Origin of the sequence: Methylonatrum kenyense (assembly GCF_023195885.1) — a bacterium.
GTDB lineage: Bacteria > Pseudomonadota > Gammaproteobacteria > Nitrococcales > Aquisalimonadaceae > Methylonatrum > Methylonatrum kenyense.
Window position 1 is genome coordinate 273787 of the sequence record NZ_JALPKO010000002.1, and the last position, 20380, is coordinate 294166.

Here is a 20380-nt window from a genome sequence, read left to right on the forward strand (position 1 = left end):
GCCCAGGTTGCGGTGCCGGGTCTGGCCCGGGTCTGGCCGTCGCTGCTGGTGCTCTCAGTGCTGTCGGTGCTGACCCTGCTGCTGGCGCTGTCCATTGGCAGCGTGCATGTGCCGCTGTCGGGGTTGCTGGCCCTGTTCGGTTCCAATGCCGATCCGCTGCATCAGACGCTAGTCATTGAACTGCGCCTGCCGCGTGCGCTGGCGGCCTTCGGCACCGGCGGCCTGCTGGCGGTGGCGGGTGCGTTGATGCAGGTGCTGCTGCGCAATCCGCTGGCCGATCCCTACGTATTGGGTTTGTCGGGTGGCGCTGCGGTTGGCGCCCTCGGCGCGATGCTGCTGGGCCTGGGCGCCCTGGCGGTGTCCGGGTCGGCATTCGTCGGTGCCCTGGTGTCCACGGTGCTGGTGTTCGGCCTGGCCCACGGCACCGGCTCCTGGACACCGACCCGACTGCTGCTGACCGGGGTCGTGGTCGCCGCCGGCTGGGGCGCGGTGATTACCTTCATGCTGGTAATCGGCCCCACCGAGCGCCTGCCGGGGATGCTCTACTGGCTGATGGGCGACCTGGCCTATGCGCGGTCGCCCTGGCCCGCATTGTCGATGCTGGCGCTGGCCTGCCTGGTGCTCGCGCCTCTGGGCCGCAGCCTGAACGTGCTGGCGCGCGGACCATTGCAGGCAGCGACGCTCGGGGTGGCGGTGCGGCCACTGGAATGGACCGTGTTTCTTGCCGCCAGTCTGCTCACCTCGGTGGCGGTCATTACCGCCGGAACCATCGGCTTTGTCGGACTGGTGGTGCCGCATATGTTGCGGCTGGTATTCGGTGCCGACCAGCGCCTGATCCTGCCGGCCTCGGCCCTGGCCGGTGGCAGCCTGCTGGTGCTGGCAGATATCGGCGCACGTACCCTGATGGCCCCGGAGCAGTTGCCGGTTGGCGTGATCACCGCCCTGCTCGGCGTGCCGACATTTCTCTACCTGTTGTACCGCAGTCGCTGATGAGCACGCTGCGCGCCCGCCATCTGGTCATCGACATCCCCGACCGCGGTGATGGTACGCCACTGGATCTGGATATTGCGCCCGGCGAGGTCTGGGGCGTGCTCGGTCCGAACGGTGCCGGCAAGACCACCTTGCTGCACACGCTTGCCGGTCTGCGCCCGCCGCGTCGTGGCGAGGTCTTGCTGGATGACCGGCCGCTGAGCGGATTGCGGCGTCGGACGATTGCCCGGCAGATCGCCGTGGTGTTTCAGGAACGCCAGGACGGCTTTCCGGCCACGGTGCTGGAGACCGCGCTGATCGGCCGCCATCCGTTTCTCTCGGCCTTGCAAATGGAGACCGCCGAAGACGTCGACCTTGCCCGACGGTCGCTGGCGGAAATGGAGCTCGAGGGCTACGAGGCGCGTGCCGTGTCGACCCTGTCCGGTGGCGAACGGCAGCGGCTCGCGGTGGCCACGGCCCTGGCACAGCAGCCCCGGATATGGCTCGCCGACGAACCGAGCAATCATCTGGACCTGCGGCACCAGGTGGCGGTCATGCGCTTGCTGCGGGACCAGGCCGTCCGTGGCTGTTCCGTCTTTCTCTGCCTGCACGACATCAACCTGGCGGCACGCTGGTGCGATCGGATCCTGTTGCTCTATCCGGATGGCGCTGCCTGCTGGGGCGACACCGGGCGCATGCTGGTGCCGTCCGCGCTGGAGCAGCTCTACGGCCAGAAGCTCATTGCGACACAGCTCGATGGCGCGCCGGTATTCGTGCCCAGCGTCGCCGACACCAGGGCAGCGGCTGCCGTGCCCGGTGCCGGAAATCCATCCCAACCCCATGACGGATGAGAGTGTGACTATGCGTGAAAGCCCCGATTGCGGCACAGCTCCGGCCGCATTGATCACGGCGCCGGCCTCCGGTCAGGGCAAGTCCATGATCACCGCCGCGCTGGCCCGCCTGCACCGCAATCGCGGGCGACGGGTCAGGGTGTTCAAGCACGGCCCGGACTTTCTGGATCCGATGGTGCTGGAACGCGCCTCCGGTTCGCCGACCTACCAACTGCATCCCTGGATGACCGGCGAGGCGGAATGCCGCTGGCGCCTGGCGCAGGCGGCAGGCGACGCGGATCTGATCCTGCTGGAGGGCTCCATGGGCCTGTTCGATGGTGACCCGAGCAGCGGCGATCTGGCCGCTCTGGCCGGCATTCCGGCGGTGCCGGTCATCGATGCCTCCGGCATGGCGCAGACCTTTGCCGCGGTTGCCCTGGGCCTCGCCCGCTACCGCGACGATGTGCAGGTGGAGGCGGTGATTGCGAACCGCATCGGCAGCCCGGGACACGGCCGAATCCTGGCCGACTGCCTGCCGTCGGGAATCCGCCTGCTTGGCGCCGTGCCGCGCAGCGCTGCCCTGTCCATCCCTGATCGCCACCTGGGTATCGTGCAGGCAGAGGAAATCGATGATCTGGACGCGAAGCTGGATACCGCGGCGCTGGTGCTTGAGGAGGCCGGCCTCGACGCGCTGCCGGACCTGGTAGCTTTCGATGCAGTGCCACCACCGGCGGTGCCGGAGTTGCTGAACGGCGTTCGCATCGGGGTGGCCCGCGACCGGGCCTTCGCGTTCATCTACCGTGCCAATCTGGACCTGCTGGCCGCGATGGGTGCCGAGCTACGTTTCTTCTCGCCGCTTGCCGACAGCGATTTGCCGGCGGTGGATGCTCTCTGGCTCCCCGGGGGCTATCCGGAACTGCATGCCGGGCGTCTGGCGGCGAACCGCCCTATGCGCGAAGCGATCCGGACACATCATGCGGCGGGCAAGCCGATCCTCGCCGAGTGTGGGGGCATGATGGCCTGCATGGAGTCGCTGGTGGACGGCGATGGCCAGCGCCATCCGATGGCCGGCCTGCTACCCGGCGAGACGGTCATGGCCGGGCGGCTCACCGGGCTCGGCCTGCAATCCGTCGAGCTGCCCGGCGGAACGCTGCGTGGCCACACCTTCCACCATTCGCGGCTGATGACGCCCTGCGAACCGGTTGGTCATACCGTTCGCCAACGCGGTGGCACCCCCGGCGAGGCGGTTTTCCGTGACCGTGGTCTGACCGCCAGCTACTTCCACGCCTATTTCCCGTCGTCGCCGCAGGCGACGGCGCAACTCTTCAACCCCCGGGAGGCGGCATGAGTAGAACCGACGCACCGACGCTGGAGGAAAAGCATCGCGCGCGTATGCAGCGGCGCAAGCAGGTGGTGGACGAGCGCATTCAGCGCGCCCAGCAGGAACGCGGCGTGCTGCTGGTGCTCACGGGCCCCGGCAAGGGCAAGAGCAGTTCCGGCTTCGGCATGGTGGCCAGAGCGCTGGGACACGGCATGCGCGTCGGTGTCGTGCAGTTCATCAAGGGCCGATTCAGCACCGGTGAAGAGGCGTTCTTCCGCGATCTGGACGGTGTCGATTACCACGTCATGGGCGAGGGCTTCACCTGGGAGACGCAGGACCGCGAGCGGGATATCCGGGCCGCCGAGGTGGCCTGGCAGCGCGCCTTGGGCATGCTGCGGGATCCGGTCTGTGACATGGTCCTGCTGGACGAGCTGAACATCGCGCTCAAGCATCGCTACCTGGATCTGGCGCAGGTGCTGGAGGACTTGGCCGCACGCCCGCCGATGCAGCACGTGATCGTCACCGGTCGCAACGCACCACCGGCACTGGTCGAGGTGGCGGATACCGTGACCGAGATGAAGCTGACGAAGCACGCGTTTCAGGCCGGGGTGAAGGCGCAGAAGGGGATTGAGTTGTGAGGGGAGGAGTGTTCAGTTTTCAGTTTTCAGTTTTCAGACGGAGGTTTTCCGCGGCGTCGGAGGATGCCTTTGGCGCCTCTCTGAACACTGAAAACTGCTACCTGAAAACTCCACCATCAGGTGGGCCATGGCCCACCTGATGGTGCAAGGCACCACCTCCGATGCCGGCAAGAGCACGGTGGTGGCTGCCTTGTGCCGCTGGCTGTACCGGCAGGGCGTGCGGGTGGCGCCGTTCAAGCCGCAGAACATGGCGCTGAACAGCGCGGTCACGGCCGACGGCGGCGAGATTGGTCGCTCGACCGCGCTGCAGGCCCTGGCCTGTGGGCTGGAGCCGCACTCGGACATGAATCCCCTGTTGCTCAAGCCGCAGTCCGATACCGGCGCGCAGGTGATCGTCCGCGGGCAGGTGTTCGGCAATCTGTCGGCCGGCGATTATCACAGTTACAAGCGCGAGGCCCGTGCAGCCGTTCTTGCTGCCTGGGAGGCACTGCGGGCGCGGTTCGACGTGGTGATCGTCGAGGGTGCGGGCAGTCCCGCGGAGATTAACCTTCGGGCCAACGACCTGGCCAACATGGGCTTTGCCGAGGCCGCGGATCTGCCGGTCTGGCTGGTGGCCGACATTGATCGCGGCGGTGTGTTCGCGCAGCTTGTCGGCACGCTGGAATTGCTGACGCCGCCGGAGCGCGCGCGTATCCAGGGTGTGCTGGTCAACCGCTTTCGCGGTGATGCCGCAATCCTGCAGCCGGGGCTGGACTGGTTCAGCGCCCGCAGCGGTGTGCCGGTGCACGGCGTGTTGCCGTATCTGCAGGGCCTGTTGCTGGATGCCGAGGACAGCATCAGCCTGCAGGGCCGGCAGGCCGCCGAGTCCGTGTTTCGCGTCGCCGTGCCGGCACTGCCGCGAATCAGCAACCACACCGATTTCGACCCGTTGCGCCTGCATCCGGACGTTGACCTGCAACTGGTTGGCCCCGGACGGCCGATACCGCCGGCAGACCTGGTTATCCTGCCGGGCAGCAAGAGTACCCGCAGTGACCTGGACTGGCTGCGCAGGCAGGGCTGGGAGACCGCTTTGCGGCGCCATCTGCGCTATGGCGGCCAGGTGCTGGGTATCTGCGGGGGGTTGCAGATGCTCGGTACAGCCATTCATGACCCGAATGGTCTCGAGGGTGACGCTGGCAGCACGCCGGGGCTTGGTTTGTTGGGGATTGAAACCCGGCTGGTGCCTGGCAAGCAGTTGCGGCGGGCCGGCGGCCACCTGCTGCCCGAGCAGGTGCCGGTGGAGGGGTATGAAATCCATAATGGCGTCAGTTCTGGTCCCGGTCTGGCCAGGCCGATGCTGCGCCTGGACGGCAGGGATGACGGTGCGTGCAGCGAGGACGGACAGGTGCAGGGCTGCTACCTGCACGGTCTATTCGAGCAGCCGGAGGCGCTGCATGCCTTGTTGCGGCGGTTCGGCTGGCAGGGCGGGCGGCGGGTGGATTACCGCGCGCATCGGCTCGCCGAGCTAGATCGTCTGGCGGATATGCTGCAGTCCCGGCTGGTTCCCGAGGTGCTCGACGGCCTGCTCGAATCGGCGCTGCATACGGCTCGCTGAACCCGGCCACGAAGCCCCGCAATCCGGCCACCATTGCGACTGCAGCATGCTTCGGCACACAATGCGGTGTTAATGTCTCTTGGGAAACATTGATTTAAGGAAACGCTGATTTATTCGCACGACTGCGTTGGCGTCCGCATTTTTCTCCGAGGCAAGGTGCGCCGCGCCGGGCCGCAGTCGTTCTGCGATCAAGCGGCGCAACACAGCATTCGGGGAAAATGCGGCCCAAGTCGAAGACCCCGGCCGGTTTTGACCCCTGGCGGCGTTGCGCCACCGGCCCGGTAGCGACGGCTCCCGAACCGGCACCGCGCCTTGCCAGATGACCAAAACCGGTCTCGGGCGCAGACGCGGGAATACATCAGCGTTTCCTTAATTGCCCGTTTCGGGTTGCGGCGGATTCTCCCGAGGCAAGGCGCAGCGTCGGGGTTCATTCCGCCTTGGGACAACGTCAGGCTGTAGCCGGGAGAGATGCGGCTCGAGCCGGGCCGAGAGGCGAATTGTTGCTGCTGGCTGTATTACGCCGACGGTCTGATTGTTCGGACTATCGAACTGATACCGCGGCGTGCCCGGTGGTCGGAGCAGTTGTCGGGCGTTGATGCGGGACGAATCGGCGTTTCCTGGGGATTGTCCGGCATCGGAGCGTTTCCGCATCTGCCGGCAGGCCAGTCAATAAGAAAGACGGTGCGGGATCAAGGGGCGGCCGCCCGCGCGGCGGCCATGCAACGCTCCCAGTGCCGCAGACATCGGAGACCGGATCTGTGAGAAACCCGACCCGCGTACTGTTCTGGATCGCGTTCTTCCTGACGGCGGTCGGCGCTGTAACGGCGCTGCTGTTCGCGCCGTTGCAAAACGCCTTCATGCAGAATCCCGTTTTCAACGGGCTGATTATCAGTGTGTTGCTGATCGGTATCCTGGTGAATGTGCGGCAGGTACTGATTCTCGGCCCTGACGCCTCGTGGATTCGATCCTACCGCGCCAGCCGGGTCACGCCGAAAGTGCCATCGAGCGGCGTCATCGGGCCGTTGATCCGCCTGCTGACCAACCGCAAGGACGATCGCCTGAGTTTCTCGGCGCAGAGCCTGCGGGCGCTGCTTGACAGTATCCGCTCCCGGCTCGACGAGTCGCGCGAGGTGTCCCGCTACATCATCGGGCTGCTGATTTTCCTCGGCCTGCTCGGCACCTTCTGGGGGCTGCTGGATACGCTGGCGTCCATTGGCCGGGTGATCAGTGGCCTGACCGTGACTGGTGAAGATGCGGCCGGTGTGTTCAGCGAGCTGCGTAGTGGTCTGCAGGAGCCCCTTGCCGGCATGGGAACTGCCTTCAGTTCTTCGCTTTTCGGTCTCGCCGGTGCGCTGGTGCTGGGTTTCGTTGATCTGCAGACCAGTCATGCACAGAACCGCTTCTACAATGACCTTGAGGAATGGCTGTCGGCGCTGACGCACTACTCGTCCGGCGGTGGCATTGCGACCGGGGATGGCGAATCCGCCTCGGTGCCCACCTACATCCAGGCGCTGCTGGAGCAGACCGCTGACAGCCTGGACAAGCTGCAGCGCAGCCTGGCTCGGTCCGAAGAGGAACGCCGCAGCGCTGATCAGAGTCTGACCACCATGAGCGAGCAGGTTGCAACCCTGGCCGAGCAGATGCGCAGTGAGCAACGCATGATGCTGAATCTGACCAAGAGCCAGATGGAGCTGCAGCCGGTGCTGAACCGGCTTGCCGACTCGGTATCCGATCGGCAGGGAGACGAGCAGGCACTGTTTTCCAACCTGCAGCAGTTGAACCAGAATCTCGGTCGGACGCTGGATACGCTGCAAAGTGATCGTCATGCGGTGGCGGAAACGCTGCGCAGCGAAATCCGTCTGCTTGCCCGGACGCTGGCGCGGGACAGTGGTCGCGACCTCGACGGCGGACGGTAAGGCCCGGTGTTTTCCTCATCCAGACGCACACGCAGCGGTACCGATATCTGGCCTGGCTATGTGGACGTGCTGGCCACGTTGTTGATGCTGTTCGTCTTCGTGCTGACGCTGTTCATGGTCGCGCAATTCGTGTTAACCGACGCCCTGAGTGGTCGTGACCGGGCATTGGAGCGGCTTGAAACACAATTGGCCGAACTGGGCGAGAGCCTGTCCATGGCCCGTGCCGAGCGCGACAGCCTGGCGGCCGAACTCGATGTCACGTTGTCGGAACGTGATGATCTGAGGGATCAGTTGTCCGATGCGTTGACGGATTCGGAACGACTGATGTCCGAGCTGGAAGCGGCCGGCGACACCATGGATGAGCAGCGCCGGGAATTGGCGAGCTTGCAGCAGGATATCGATGCCCTGCGCGAACTGCGGGCCGAACTCGAAGGTGAAATCGCCGACATGGCGGACATGCTCGCTGCGCGCGACGAAACCCTGGCCCAGCGCGATGAGGAACTGGAGGACGTGCGCCGCGAACTCGGGGCCGAGCGTGATCGCAGCATGGCGCTGGAAGCTGAGCTGGCGGACGAGGAGGAGCGCACCCGCCTGGCACAACGCGAGATCGAGGACCGCGAGACCCGGGTACGCGATCTGCAGGCCCTGACCGAGGAGCAGCGGCGGGCGCTTGAGGAAGAACAGGAGTTGTCCGAGGCGCAGATTGCCCGGATTGATCGCCTGAATCGCCAGGTTACGGCGCTTCGCGAGCAGTTACGGCGGGTCGCCGGTGCGCTGGAACTGTCGCAGGAGGAAGTCGCCGAGCGGGATGTACGGATCGAGGAGCTGGGGCGCGAACTGAATCTGGCGCTGGTCGACGAAGTCCGCGAGCTCAGCCGTTATCGTTCCGAGTTCTTCGGCCGCCTCCGGGAAATCCTCGGTGATCGGGACGACATCCAGATCGTCGGTGACCGTTTCCGTTTCCAGTCCGAGTTGTTCTTCGACACGGCGGAGGCAGAGATCGGCGAAGAGGGGCGCTCGCAACTGGATGATGTGGCGCGCACCATGCTCGAGATTGCCGAGGAAATCGATGACAACGATATCCCGTGGATTCTTCAGGTTGAGGGGCATACGGATCGACGGCAGATTCGCACTGCGGAGTTCCCGTCCAACTGGCAGTTATCCACGGCGCGGGCGCAGTCCATTGTCGATTACCTGATTGACCGGGGAGTGCCGCCGGAGCGTCTCAGTGCGACCGGCTTTGCCGAGTTCCATCCGGTGGACGAGGGCGATGACGCCGAGGCCCTGAGCCGCAATCGACGGATCGAGATGCGCATCACTTCCCGCTAGGGAAACACTGATTTATTCACACGACTGCGTTGGTGTCTGCATTTTTTCCGAGGCAAGGCGCGTCGCGCAGTGCCGCAGTCATTCTGCGGACAAGCAGTGCAACGCAGCGATCGGGCGCAGACGCGGGAATAAATTCAGTGTTCCCTGGTGCCAGCCCAGCCCTTCCCCCCGGCTCAGATTCAGCACAATGTTGTGGCCATCTTGCCGGGAACGTCGGAAAAAAGGTGCCCAACTGTGGACATGGCGATGTCCTTCGAAGACAATTGGTCCACCGCGACGGATGCGCTGACCCCGGAAATAATCAGCTATGCCACAGGTCCTGATTCTCCACGGACCCAATTTGAATCTCTTGGGCAGCCGAGAGCCCGAGGTCTACGGACGGCAATCGCTGGATGATATCAACACCGAGTGCCAGCGTTACGGGCAGGGGCTGGGGCTGGACGTCAGCACGTTCCAGAGCAACAGCGAAGGCACCCTTGTGGATCGGATCCAGCAGGCGGCCGTCGACCGCGTTGAATGGATCATCATCAACCCGGCGGCCTATACGCATACCAGTGTTGCGCTGCGTGACGCACTGCTTGGAACGGCAATCCCGTTCATCGAAGTACATCTCTCCAATGTTCACGCGCGCGAAGGATTTCGGCACAACTCCTATTTCTCGGATCGGGCCGTTGGTGTGATCTGCGGCTTTGGCGCTCAGGGTTACCGGATGGCCCTCGATGCTGCCGCCCTGCAACTGAAAACGGATTAGAGGATCGGCATTTCATGGACATTCGCAAGATCAAACGTCTCATCGAGTTGCTGGAAGAGTCCGGTATTAACGAGATCGAGATTCGCGAAGGTGAGGAGTCCGTGCGCATCAATCGCGGGGCGCCCCCAGCCGCTCCTGCGCCCGCGGCCCAGCAATACACCGTCTCGCCCAGCGCGGATGCCGTGCCGGCGGCCGTCGAGCGTCCAGCGACGGATGAGGACGCCGCGGACGCGGCCGGTGCCATACCCGATGGGCACCTGGTGCGCTCGCCGATGGTCGGCACTTTCTATCGGGCTCCCGCGCCAGGGGCCAAGGCTTTTGTCGAGGTCGGCCAGAGCGTTCGCGAGGGGGATACGCTGTGCATCGTCGAGGCGATGAAAATGCTGAACCAGATCGAGGCGGACAAGGACGGCACGGTGGCCGCCATCCTGCTCGAGGATGGGCAGCCGGTGGAATACGATCAGCCGTTGATCGTGATTCAGTAGCCCGCAGATACGGATCAAACCATGCTGGAAAAAGTACTCATCGCCAACCGGGGCGAGATAGCTTTGCGCATCCTGCGGGCCTGTCGGGAGCTGGGCATCCGCACGGTCGCCGTCCACTCGGTAGCCGATCGGGACCTCAAGCATGTCCGGCTCGCGGATGAGACCGTTTGCATTGGCCCGGCGGCCTCGGCCGATAGCTACCTGAATATCCCGGCCATTATCAGTGCGGCGGAATTGACCGGTGCCGATGCGATTCACCCCGGCTACGGGTTCCTCTCGGAGAATGCGGATTTTGCCGAGCGCGTGGAAAGCTCCGGCTTCATCTTCATCGGCCCGACCGCACAGACAATCCGTACCATGGGCGACAAGGTGGCCGCCATTGCCGGAATGAAATCCGCCGGCATTCCCTGTGTGCCCGGCTCTGATGGGCCGCTGGGCCAGGACGATGCCCGCAATCTGGAGCTCGCCCGCGAGATCGGTTACCCGGTCATCATCAAGGCAGCGGGTGGCGGCGGCGGGCGCGGCATGCGTACCGTGCACAAGGAAGCGGATCTATTGGGTGCCATCTCGGTGACCCGGAACGAAGCCCGCTCCGCCTTCGGCAACGCCATGGTCTACATGGAGAAATTCCTCGTTAATCCGCGGCACATCGAGATCCAGGTGTTGGCGGATACGCAGGGCAATGCCATTCATCTTGGTGAGCGGGATTGCTCGATGCAGCGCCGCCACCAGAAGGTCGTCGAGGAATCGCCGGCGCCGGGTATCACCGAGGAACAGCGGCGTTTCATCGGTGAACGCTGCGCCGAGGCTTGCCGTACGCTGGCTTATCGGGGCGCGGGAACCTTCGAGTTTCTTTACGAGGATGGCGAGTTTTACTTCATCGAGATGAATACGCGGATTCAGGTCGAGCATCCGGTTACCGAACTGGTGACCGGGGTTGACCTGGTCAAGGAGCAGTTACGTATCGCAGCGGGTGAACCGCTTCGCTACCGGCAGGCGGATATCCGTATCCGCGGACACGCCATCGAATGCCGGCTGAACGCCGAGGATCCAGTCAAGTTCGTTCCATCACCCGGGAAGATTACGCAGTACCATGCGCCCGGTGGTCCGGGAATTCGTGTGGATACGCATGTCTATAGCGGCTATGCGGTGCCGCCGTATTACGATTCGATGATCGGCAAATTGATCGCCTGGGGTGAAGACCGGGAGTCGGCAATCGCCCGAATGCGGACCGCCTTGTCGGAGATCGTCATCGGCGGCATCAAGACAAACATCCCACTGCAGCAGGATATCCTGGCAGACCCCAGGTTTCATGCCAGCGGTACCAATATCCACTATCTGGAACAACGGCTGAAAGCCGAATCCCAGTGACAAGACTGGACTGGAGAGCCTCTATGTTTCGTCGTCTCGCGCTAAGCCTTTCGCTCACAACGCTGGTTGCTGGCGCCGCCGGTGCCACCGATCTGGAGTTGATGGTCAGCGACAAGATGGGCGAGCTGACCCTCGCCCATACCCAGCTTCGGGATCAGGGGCAGAACCTGCGCTTTGGCGCTGGCGTGTTGTACAACGAGGACAGCGACCTGATGGGAAATGCCTTCCTGCAGATCTCCAACCGGGGGCAGGAGCGCTGGCAACCCCTGACCTTCGGGATCGGTGGCAAGGTCTACGGCGGCGAACTGGATCGGCCCGACGAGAGTGTTGCGGCGCTGGCACTGGGCGGTGACATCGGCGTCGGCATTCCGGCTCAGGTTCCACTGGCCGTGGTGTTTACCGGCTACATATCACCCAACGTCACCACCTCGGGCGATACCGATCGGCTGACCGAGTTGATGGTCCGGCTTGAGGGTGAGATTACTCGGGGTGCCCACGTTTTCGCCGGCTACCGGCAGTTCAAGGCCCGCTCCAGCGATTTTCGCAATGTCCGCCTGGACGATGGCGTGCATGCTGGCGTGCGTCTGAGCTTCTGAAGCGGTGGCCGGCAGTCGACGCTCCGGCTACAGGGCGTCGAACAGCAGACGAATGGCCATTAGTGCCAGCAGTACGGCGAACAGCCGGCGTAGCAGGGTCGCTGGCAGCCGGTAGGCGAGCATGGCGCCGACGGGCGCCAGCAGAGTGCTGGTGATCGCGACAGCGAGGACCGCCGGCCAGAACACGTAGCCGCTGGTCCAGTTCGGCAAATCGGCATGATTCCAGCCGCTAATCATGAATCCGATCGTGCCGGCCAGGGCAATCGGCAGGCCGCAGGCTGCCGAGGTGCCTACCGCCTCGCGCATGGCCACGCCGCATTTCGCCAGGAAAGGCACGGTCAACGAACCGCCACCGATTCCAACCAGTGCCGAGAGCAGGCCGATACCGCTGCCGACCAGGCTCATACCGGCACGCCCCGGCAGGGTCAGGGCGCGGCGAATCTCTCCGGCGAAGCCCATTCGCAAGGCAGTGATGGCGAGAAATGTGGCAAAGATTATGCGCAGCGCTTCGCCGCTGATCCATGCGGCAAGCAGCGCGCCTGCAAGCGCGCCGACCACGATTCCGGGAACCAGCGACAGGGCGAGCTCCCAGCGCACACCGCCGCGACGGGCGTGTGCCCTGATCGAGGCGATTGAAGTCGTCACGATGATCGCCAGCGAACTGGCCACGGCCATGTGCATGCTGACCGAATCGGCGATGCCCTGGAGGGTGAACACCAGCAACAGAATCGGCACGATGATGACGCCGCCGCCCAGGCCGAACAGGCCGGACAGAATGCCCGCGGCAATGCCGGCAGCAAGGTAGAGCAACACGAAACTCATTGACCTGATGACCAAGTGGCGAGCAGGGAAGCCGGAGACGGTAGCGCAGTTGACTCGTGCTGTCAGGTTGCAGCCCTCGGGTGTTGTGCTGCAGCAATCTGTTCCTTCCAATGACCAGTCAGCCGGTGCTGTCGCCACCGCCGTGAGGAATTCGCGAGGTGCCCGGGGCTGGCCCAAGGCAGTACACTATCGGTATGCGTGACAGGAGGAGCACCGTATGACGGTTCGACGAGTCTGCATTCTCGGAGGCAGCGGCTTCATCGGCCGCCATCTCGTCAATCGACTGCAGGCGCACGGCATCAACAGCCGCGTGTTGACCCGGTACCGGGAAGGCTGCCGCCACCTTCTGGTGGTCCCGGGACTCGAATTGCAGCAGGTCGATGTCGAGGATGGTGGCGCGCTGGAGCAGGCCATTGCCGGATGCGATGCCGTGATCAACCTGGTCGGCATTCTCAACGAAAAGGGCGACGATGGCAGTGGCTTTCGGCGGGTCCATCTGGATCTGACCCGGCGTCTGGTGGAGGCCTGCGGACGGGTCGGCATTCACCGCCTGCTGCAGATGAGTGCGCTTGGCGCGAACGCCAAGCTGGGTCCGAGCCACTACCAGCGAAGCAAGGGAGAGGCCGAGAACCTGGCGCTGGAGGCCAATGGCAAGAATCTCGCGGTCACCGTGTTCCGGCCCTCGGTCGTGTTCGGCCCGGGCGACAGCTTCTTCAACCGCTTTGCGAGGCTGTTGCGAATGGGGCCGGTGTTCCCGGTGCCCACGCCAAGCAGCCGTTTCGCGCCGGTCTACGTGGGAGATGTGACCGAGGCGATGGCGGTCTGCCTGGAGCGCGAGGAGACCTACGGCCGCAGTTACGACCTGTGTGGGCCGAAGACCTACAGCATGCGGGAACTGGTCGAGTACACAGCCCGTACCGCGGGCTTGCGCCGCTTGATCATCGGTTGCAGTGATCGCCTGTCGCGGCTGCAGGCGCGAGTGCTGCAGCGGCTTCCGGGAAAACCCTACTCGATGGACAATTTCCGCTCGTCTCAGATCGACAATGTCTGCAGCCGTGGCAACGGGCTTGATGAGCTTGATATTCAGCCAACCGCGATCGAGGCGGTGGTGCCGGGATACCTCTCCGATACGAGCCAGCGCATGCGTTACAACCGGTTCCGCCAGACCGCCCGGCGCTGACTGTTCAGGCAGGCGCCGATCCATTCACATGCACCATTGAGCCCGGGTATCTCGGTGCTCCGGGCCCGGTGTTCACGGTGAGACATTGAGTTGATGCAGCGCAACACTCTGTCTGACTATTTGCACATTCCGCTCAGTATGTTGCACTGCGCAAACCTGCTCCCGGCACTGTTGCCGCGGAGGCACTCGTGACCAGTAGCGACGAGCGGCTGAGCGGCCTCGAAGTCTATCTGGTGGGCGGTGCGGTGCGTGACCGCCTGCTCGGGCGCCCGGTTACCGAACGTGACTGGGTAGTCGTCGGAGCCACCCCGGAATCTATGCTCGATCGCGGGTTTCGCCCTGTTGGCCGGGATTTCCCGGTGTTCCTGCATCCGGACAGCCATGAGGAATACGCGCTCGCCCGAACCGAGCGCAAGACAGGGCCGGGCTACCATGGGTTTACCGTCCATGCGGCCCCCCAGGTGACTCTGGAGCAGGACCTGCAGCGGCGGGACCTGACAGTTAACGCGATGGCGCAGACACCGGATGGGCAATTGGTCGATCCCATGGGCGGTCGCGAGGATCTGCTGCAGCGGACCTTGCGCCACGTCTCCGAAGCTTTCGCCGAGGATCCGGTGCGTATCCTTCGGCTTGCCCGCTTCACCGCTCGCTATGCGCCGCTCGGTTTTCGGCCGGCGAACGAAACCATGCGCCTTTGCTGCCAGATGGTGTCCAGCGGCGAAGTCGATAACCTGGTGCCCGAGCGGGTCTGGCAGGAATGGTCCCGAGCCTTGATGGAGTCGTGTCCACAGGCGTTCCTGCAGGTGCTGAAGGACTGCGGCGCGCTGCACCGGCTGGCGCCGGCCCTGGCGAATCTGCTGGAGACGGATGCCGGCGAACGAGCCCTGGGGGCACTGACTGAGGCCTGCCACCGGCAGATGCCGCTGGCGGTGCGTTTCGCGGTCCTGACCGCCGACCTGTGTCGAGAGCAGGAACCGACGACAGCCGGCAACGCCCTACAGGCACTCTGTCAGCGCTATCGTGTTCCGCAGCCCTGCGCAGAGCTGGCGCAGCGCCTGGGCCGGTGGCACGACACCTTCGAGCGAGCCCCCGAGGCCGGCGCGGAACCGATGCTGTCACTGCTCGAGGCGGTTGACGGGTTTCGCCAGGGCGAGCGCTTCGATACTTTTCTGCTGGCGGCGCAATGTCGATCGGCGGCTGCGGGCGACGAGGGGGTTCGGCGTGGCGAGCGGGCTGCCGGATTGCTGCAGCGGGCGCGCGATGCGGCGGCCCCGGTGACCGGCGCACCGTTCGCTGCCGAGGGGCTCAGCGGGCCGGCAATTGGGCAGGCAGTACGGAAAGAGCGGCTTCGACGCATTGAGGACGTTGTGGCTGATCACCGGAACCAGGCCGGCGCCGTCCCGGGCAAACACTGACGGTGTCCGTGTGTCTAACCGTTGACCACCTGCAGCCGGCTGTCATCGGCTCCCATCAGGTTGAACAGCCGCACCGGCTCGGCGAAGCCGCGAATCTTGACGTAACGGCCGTTGCGGAAGCCGAAGCCCCGGACCGCATGCAAGGCCTGTTCGATGTCCTTGGAAACAACAATATCCATTGATGCGGCATGGCCGCAGAGTCGGGCCGCGAGATTCACCGTTCTGCCGATTACCGTGTAATCCAGATGGCTGCCGGAGCCGATGTTGCCGGCGACCACCGGACCGCGATGAATACCGATGCCCAGGGGCATGCAACCGCTGGACGATCGGGCCGCCAGTTTCCGCGTCTGCGCCATGATGTCCAGGGCGCAGCGGCAGGCCGCCTGCATCATGTCGCGGGCGTCGAACACGGCCATGATGCCATCGCCGCTGAACTTGTCGACATAACCGCCGTGCGCATACACCGCCTCGACCTGCGCACCGAGCTGAAAACTCAGGTTCGCGAACAATTCGTCCGCCGGCATGCTCTCGGACTTGAAGGTGAAGTCGCGAATGTCGGAAAACAGGATGCAGACATCCTGCTCCCGGGGGGCGCCGGGCTGCTCCGCCTGCAGGATTTGCTGAAGCCGGGGTGAGACGTAGCGGGACAGGCTGTGGCGCACGCGTTCGAGGTCGTGCGCCGACTGTGCCTTGCGCAGCAGGTTTTCCAGTCGGGCGCGAAAGACAACAGACTCCAGTGGCTTGCGCAGGACGTCATCACAACCGGCCGCGAACGCGCGGCGCCAAGTGTCGCAATCCGCCGCCAATGTGGCAATGACAATGGGAGTAAAAGCGTGTCCCGGCTGGGATCGCAGTTCGGTGCACAGGGCGATGCCATCACCGCCACAATCTTCCAGGTCGATCAGGATTGCATCCACGTCCCGTTGTCGAACCAGCCTGGTCGCCGTCGGACCATCTTCGGCAACCAGCATCTGTTGACCATCCAGCGACAGTACCGTCTTCGCGATGGTCAGCGCTTCACCCCGTGCACCGACCACCAGAATCGGCCGCCCGGCTTTCCCGTGACTGTCGATCGCCATTTTCATGCCCACCTGTATCGCGAACCGCCGGCTTGTCGCTGCGTGTTATCGATAGCTCACCCATGCGGTGCAGCGGCAGTTCCTTTTGTTATCGGCATACCTGTTGTTGGCCTTGAATATGCCCGTTGGCGTTGTGTGCGTGGGTGACATCCTGCCGTGGCAGCAACCTGTCGCCAATTGCGCACACTTCACCTTAACTTTCGTACTACAGCTTTTTTAGGTGGTTGTAAAGCTGGAAGCCGGGAACCGGGGCCGGGAAATTGCGTCCCAGGGCAAGCGCCTGGAAGCGCTCGCCCATCTCGCTCGGCAGCATCAGGGCCTTGGCCTGCTGCGTCAGGGCGACTTGGGAGGAGGATGACGGGGGGCGGCAAGCCAGCAGTTCGGTCAGGCCGGAGGCCATCAGGAAATGCGATTGCGGTGCGTAACCGAGCACATCCAGCCCGGCCGCATCGGCCGCCAGCGCAACCGCGGTGAAGTCAACCGAGGCGGTCAAGTCCTGTAAGCCGGGTAGCAGCAGCCAGTCATCATGGGCGCGATGCCGGTAATGGCAACGCAGGGTCCCCATCCGGCGTTCCGGGTGATAGTAGGCCGAGCGCGTGTAACCGTAATCGATGAACAGCATCAGACCACGCTGCAATGAGGTCGACAGGGCGCTAATCCAGGGCCTCAGGTCGGGGCAGAGTTCCGAGACATAGCCAGGCTCCAGCCTCCGGCCCAGGTCGTCCTCGAGTTGTTCCACCTGCGCCGCAAGCCTTGCCGGCGCGGCGCGACATGCTTCCCCGAAGGAATCGCCGGCGCGGCGGACACCGAGTTGTTGCACACCGGACGCCTCGCGGCGAAACCGTTCCACCGGCAGGGCATCGAGTACTTCGTTGGCGAGGATCAGGCCGTTGATCGGCGAATCCGGCAGACGGTCCAGCCATTGGACGCGCGCCCGAACCTCGTCAGGCAGAACGCTGAGGGTCTGCGCCTGCTCCTCGCGCAGTGTGCCGCTCCGGTCCAGCATCAGGTAGCGTGCCGGCAGCGTCTCATCCTGTTGCATGGCCCGCAGGATGTCGCGGGCCAGCATTCCGCGACCGGGACCGAGTTCAAGGATCGTATCGCCGGCACAGGCCGCCAGGCTGTCGCCGCATTGGCGGGCCAGCGTCCGGCCGAACAGCGGGGAAACCTCCGGTGCGGTGACGAAATCGCCCGCAGCGCCGAACCGGGTGGCACCGGCGCTGTAGTAGCCGAGGCCCGGGCTGTAGAGCACGTGTTCCATCCAATCGCGGAATGACATCCAGTTGCCGTTTTCCGCCAAAGCGTCGGCCAGCGTCTTGCAAAGCCGCTCACTGTGGGCGGCCGCGCTGTCGTCGGGGGTTGGCCAGCCGGCGGGCAGTGTCCCCGGTGACGGCTCAGCGCGCGTCGTCATCGGCCTCCTCCAGTTCGATGGCCCGCATCGGCTGGCCTGTGGCGTCGAATTCCTGCCAGAGATCCCGGTACCGGCGCTGCAATACCGGGTGCAACGCGTCGGGCGCCAGTTCCGCAAGTGGCCGCAGGACAAACGCGTAGCGGGTTATCTCGTCGCGTGGGATCTCCAGTCGGCCCCGGCGAATGCGCTGGTCGCCGTAAACGAGGATGTCCAGATCCAGCGTGCGCGCGCTGAACTTGCCCTGATCCCGCACGCGGCCCTGTTCAGATTCCAGCCGCTGCAGCCGTGCCGACAGTTCGTCAGCCGACAGCGTGGTGGTAAAGCCAACCACCAGGTTGAGGAAGTCTTCGCCGGCAAAGCCGATGGCGCGGCTGCGGTAGACCGGAGAGACCTGGAGCGGGCCAAATTCCTCGTGCAGGGCGGCCAGGCTCGCCCTGACGTTGCTGACCGGCCGCAGGTTGCTGCCGATGCTGACAAAGACCTGGACCGCACTGGTCATCGCTGGCCCCGCTCGATAATCACGGCGACGTGCTGCGCACCGCCAACCGCTCCCGGCTTGCGCAATTCAAGCCGCAGCCAGGCAACGCCGAATTCGTCACGAATCGCGGCCACCACACGCTCGGCCAGGGTCTCGATCAGCGCGTATCGGCTGCTCGCGACCAAAGCCCGGATGCGTTCCGAGATGGCTGCATAATCCAGCGTTCGACCCAGGTCATCATCGTTGGCCGCCGGGCGAATATCCGTCCCCATGTCCAGATCAAACACCAACGGCTGCCGGATACGCTGTTCCCAGGCGTGGACGCCAATGACTGCCTCCACGCGCAGCGCGCTGATGCGCACGATATCCATGATTCGCTCCTGCGATACGCCGACCGGTCGTCGATGATAGCGGCAGCGCGGGCGTGCCGGCCAGACGCCGGGCTTGACCGTGCCGGATGCCGCCCGTTCAATACCGCGCATGGTTATCGCCGTCCTGCTCATGCTGCTCGCCTACCTGTTCGGATCCGTCTCCAGCGCGGTACTGGTTTGCCGCGCCCTGCGGCTGCCGGATCCGAGGACCAGCGGTTCGCTCAATCCCGGGGCCACCAATGTGCTCCGTATCGGCGGCCGTCCGGCGGCGGCCATGACACTGGCCGGAGATTTCCTGAAGGGCGTTTTGCCGGTTTCCCTGGTTCTGGGTTTCGGCGGGACGCCGGTGCTGGCGGCGGCGGTTGGCGTCGCAGCCTTTCTTGGCCATCTGTTTCCGGTGTTCTTCGGTTTCCGCGGTGGCAAGGGGATTGCCACCGGCCTCGGTGTCCTGCTGGCTTGGTCCTGGACGGCATTTCTCGGCACGGTCGGGGTCTGGCTGCTCGTGGCCCTGGTGTTCCGTTACTCGTCCCTGGCCGGCATGAGTTCCTTCGTCGCCGCGTCGATCTGGCTGCTGGTTCTTGGCGAGCCGCTGCCGATGATCGCCGGCATGCTGATCATCGCCGCTGCAACGCTCTGGCGTCATCAGGGCAACATCCGCAACCTGCTCGATGGCACCGAGAAGAAACTGGGGGAGAGGTCCTGACCTCGGTCCGAAAATGCTGATTCTCGGTGTCGAGACGTCCTGCGACGAAACCGGCCTCGCGCTTTACGACAGTGCCGGGGGCCTGCTCTCGCACGTGTTGCACAGTCAGGTCGATCTGCATGCCCTGCATGGTGGGGTCGTGCCGGAGCTTGCCTCCCGGGATCACATCCGCCGGGTGATACCGCTGCTGGACCAGCTGCTGCAGCAGACTGACCGCCGGACTGCGGAGATCGACGGGATTGCCTACACACGGGGTCCCGGGCTTGCCGGGGCGCTGCTGGTGGGCGCCGGCGTTGCACGATCACTGGCCTGGGCCCTGGACCGGCCCGCACTGGGCATTCACCATATGGAAGCCCATCTGCTGGCCCCCCTGCTGGAGCCGGAGCCGCCGGCGTTCCCTTTCGTCGCGCTGCTGGTGTCCGGCGGTCACACCATGCTGGTCCAGGTGGCCGGTGTTGGCCGTTACCGGCTGCTGGGCGAATCGGTGGACGACGCTGCCGGGGAAGCCTTCGACAAGACGGCAAAGCTGCTGGGCCTGGGATACCCGGGCGGTCCGGCGCTGGAACGGCTGGCACGGCAGGGTCGCCAGGGCGTGTTTCGGCTGCCGCGGCCGATGACCGACAGGCCCGGGCTGGATTTCAGCTTCAGTGGCCTGAAAACGCAGGCGCGAAACCTGATTCGCCGGCATGAAGGCACCGAGGATGCGGCGGCGGATATTGCCCACGCCTTTCAGGAGGCGGTAGCCGATACGCTGGCGATCAAATGTCGCCGCGCGCTGACCGACACCGGTGCCGGGCGCCTGGTGGTCTCCGGCGGTGTCAGCGCCAATGGCGTGATCCGGACTCGCCTGGACGATATGGCCCGGGCTGCAAACGCAGAGGTGTACTATCCGCGGCTGGACCTTTGCACCGACAACGGTGCCATGGTCGCCTATGCGGGTTGGTGCCGAATGCAGGTCGGAGAGTGTGACGGACTGGACTTCGATGTGCGGCCGCGCTGGTCGCTGGCAAGTCTGCAGCCGCCAGCTGCGGACTAGGGAAACACTGAATTTTACAAGTTGTATTCCGCGTGTGGCACGCATAGAATCATGCGCCCTTGCGGGACAGGTGTGCGTGTGGCTG

The 20380-nt window shown here is 64.7% G+C and carries 20 protein-coding genes; 15 read left to right on the top strand and 5 right to left on the bottom strand.

The window, feature by feature from the left end; genetic code table 11:
- Window positions 1-12: 12 nt before the first annotated feature.
- The 11 genes from M0534_RS03395 to M0534_RS03445 all read left to right on the top strand — a co-directional run bounded on the left by M0534_RS03395 (window position 13) and on the right by M0534_RS03445 (window position 11800).
- Window positions 13-990 (top strand): FecCD family ABC transporter permease, encoded by a 978-nt coding sequence (locus M0534_RS03395; RefSeq protein ID WP_428348278.1) that lies wholly within the window; start codon window positions 13-15, stop codon window positions 988-990.
- Window positions 990-1820, top strand: a complete 831-nt coding sequence (locus M0534_RS03400; RefSeq protein ID WP_248567009.1) for an ABC transporter ATP-binding protein — start codon at window positions 990-992, stop codon at window positions 1818-1820. Before M0534_RS03395 ends, M0534_RS03400 begins: the two co-directional genes overlap by 1 nt.
- Complete coding sequence (locus M0534_RS03405; protein ID WP_248567010.1) at window positions 1810-3147, top strand: cobyrinic acid a,c-diamide synthase CobB; 1338 nt, start codon at window positions 1810-1812, stop codon at window positions 3145-3147. The genes M0534_RS03400 and M0534_RS03405 overlap by 11 nt, the downstream gene beginning before the upstream one ends.
- Window positions 3144-3758 carry a cob(I)yrinic acid a,c-diamide adenosyltransferase gene (gene cobO / locus M0534_RS03410; RefSeq protein ID WP_248567011.1) on the top strand — a complete coding sequence of 205 codons (615 nt, stop codon included), beginning with the start codon at window positions 3144-3146 and terminating at the stop codon, window positions 3756-3758. The genes M0534_RS03405 and cobO overlap by 4 nt, the downstream gene beginning before the upstream one ends.
- A 127-nt stretch (window positions 3759-3885) precedes the next feature.
- The gene (locus tag M0534_RS03415; RefSeq protein ID WP_248567012.1) at window positions 3886-5352 is read left to right on the top strand and encodes a cobyric acid synthase; all 1467 of its coding nucleotides are present in this window, start codon (window positions 3886-3888) and stop codon (window positions 5350-5352) included.
- 758 nt (window positions 5353-6110) lie between these two features.
- The gene (locus tag M0534_RS03420; protein ID WP_248567013.1) at window positions 6111-7268 is read left to right on the top strand and encodes a MotA/TolQ/ExbB proton channel family protein; all 1158 of its coding nucleotides are present in this window, start codon (window positions 6111-6113) and stop codon (window positions 7266-7268) included.
- Window positions 7269-7274: 6 nt separating this feature from the next.
- Window positions 7275-8597 carry an OmpA family protein gene (locus tag M0534_RS13765; RefSeq protein ID WP_248567014.1) on the top strand — a complete coding sequence of 441 codons (1323 nt, stop codon included), beginning with the start codon at window positions 7275-7277 and terminating at the stop codon, window positions 8595-8597.
- A gap of 307 nt (window positions 8598-8904) precedes the next feature.
- Entirely contained in the window at window positions 8905-9348 is a 444-nt protein-coding gene (gene aroQ, locus M0534_RS03430; protein ID WP_248567015.1) for a type II 3-dehydroquinate dehydratase, read from the top strand.
- A gap of 14 nt (window positions 9349-9362) precedes the next feature.
- Window positions 9363-9833, top strand: a complete 471-nt coding sequence (gene accB / locus M0534_RS03435; RefSeq protein WP_248567016.1) for an acetyl-CoA carboxylase biotin carboxyl carrier protein — start codon at window positions 9363-9365, stop codon at window positions 9831-9833.
- Between the two features lie 21 nt (window positions 9834-9854).
- The gene (gene accC, locus M0534_RS03440) at window positions 9855-11204 is read left to right on the top strand and encodes an acetyl-CoA carboxylase biotin carboxylase subunit (RefSeq protein ID WP_248567017.1); all 1350 of its coding nucleotides are present in this window, start codon (window positions 9855-9857) and stop codon (window positions 11202-11204) included.
- A 23-nt stretch (window positions 11205-11227) separates the two neighbouring features.
- Window positions 11228-11800, top strand: a complete 573-nt coding sequence (locus tag M0534_RS03445; protein ID WP_248567018.1) for a YfaZ family outer membrane protein — start codon at window positions 11228-11230, stop codon at window positions 11798-11800.
- Between the two features lie 27 nt (window positions 11801-11827).
- Here M0534_RS03445 and M0534_RS03450 read toward each other — a convergent pair whose 3' ends face one another.
- Complete coding sequence (locus tag M0534_RS03450) at window positions 11828-12622, bottom strand: sulfite exporter TauE/SafE family protein (RefSeq protein ID WP_248567019.1); 795 nt, start codon at window positions 12620-12622, stop codon at window positions 11828-11830.
- 217 nt (window positions 12623-12839) lie between these two features.
- Between M0534_RS03450 and M0534_RS03455 the strand changes: the two genes are divergently transcribed.
- Both M0534_RS03455 and M0534_RS03460 read left to right on the top strand, forming a co-directional pair.
- A complete protein-coding gene (locus M0534_RS03455; RefSeq protein WP_248567020.1) occupies window positions 12840-13802 on the top strand; it encodes a complex I NDUFA9 subunit family protein in 963 nt (320 codons plus the stop codon).
- Between the two features lie 188 nt (window positions 13803-13990).
- Window positions 13991-15217, top strand: a complete 1227-nt coding sequence (locus M0534_RS03460; protein ID WP_248567021.1) for a tRNA nucleotidyltransferase/poly(A) polymerase-related protein — start codon at window positions 13991-13993, stop codon at window positions 15215-15217.
- A 14-nt stretch (window positions 15218-15231) separates the two neighbouring features.
- On the opposite strand, the gene M0534_RS03465 is transcribed toward M0534_RS03460, so the two are convergent.
- The 4 genes from M0534_RS03465 to folB form a co-directional block, all read right to left on the bottom strand.
- Window positions 15232-16296, bottom strand: coding sequence for an adenylate/guanylate cyclase domain-containing protein (locus M0534_RS03465; protein ID WP_248567022.1), 1065 nt, complete (start codon window positions 16294-16296; stop codon window positions 15232-15234).
- A gap of 205 nt (window positions 16297-16501) precedes the next feature.
- Complete coding sequence (locus M0534_RS03470; protein WP_248567023.1) at window positions 16502-17707, bottom strand: class I SAM-dependent methyltransferase; 1206 nt, start codon at window positions 17705-17707, stop codon at window positions 16502-16504.
- Complete coding sequence (folK, locus tag M0534_RS03475; RefSeq protein WP_248567024.1) at window positions 17691-18206, bottom strand: 2-amino-4-hydroxy-6-hydroxymethyldihydropteridine diphosphokinase; 516 nt, start codon at window positions 18204-18206, stop codon at window positions 17691-17693. The genes M0534_RS03470 and folK overlap by 17 nt, the downstream gene beginning before the upstream one ends.
- On the bottom strand, window positions 18203-18667 hold the full coding sequence (folB, locus tag M0534_RS03480; protein WP_345894693.1) for a dihydroneopterin aldolase: 465 nt from the start codon (window positions 18665-18667) through the stop codon (window positions 18203-18205). The genes folK and folB overlap by 4 nt, the downstream gene beginning before the upstream one ends.
- Between folB and plsY the strand changes: the two genes are divergently transcribed.
- On the top strand, window positions 18666-19259 hold the full coding sequence (gene plsY / locus M0534_RS03485; RefSeq protein ID WP_248567025.1) for a glycerol-3-phosphate 1-O-acyltransferase PlsY: 594 nt from the start codon (window positions 18666-18668) through the stop codon (window positions 19257-19259). The two genes, folB and plsY, sit on opposite strands and share 2 nt — an antisense overlap.
- Before the next feature lie 13 nt (window positions 19260-19272).
- On the top strand, window positions 19273-20295 hold the full coding sequence (gene tsaD / locus M0534_RS03490) for a tRNA (adenosine(37)-N6)-threonylcarbamoyltransferase complex transferase subunit TsaD (RefSeq protein ID WP_248567026.1): 1023 nt from the start codon (window positions 19273-19275) through the stop codon (window positions 20293-20295).
- Window positions 20296-20380: the final 85 nt, after the last annotated feature.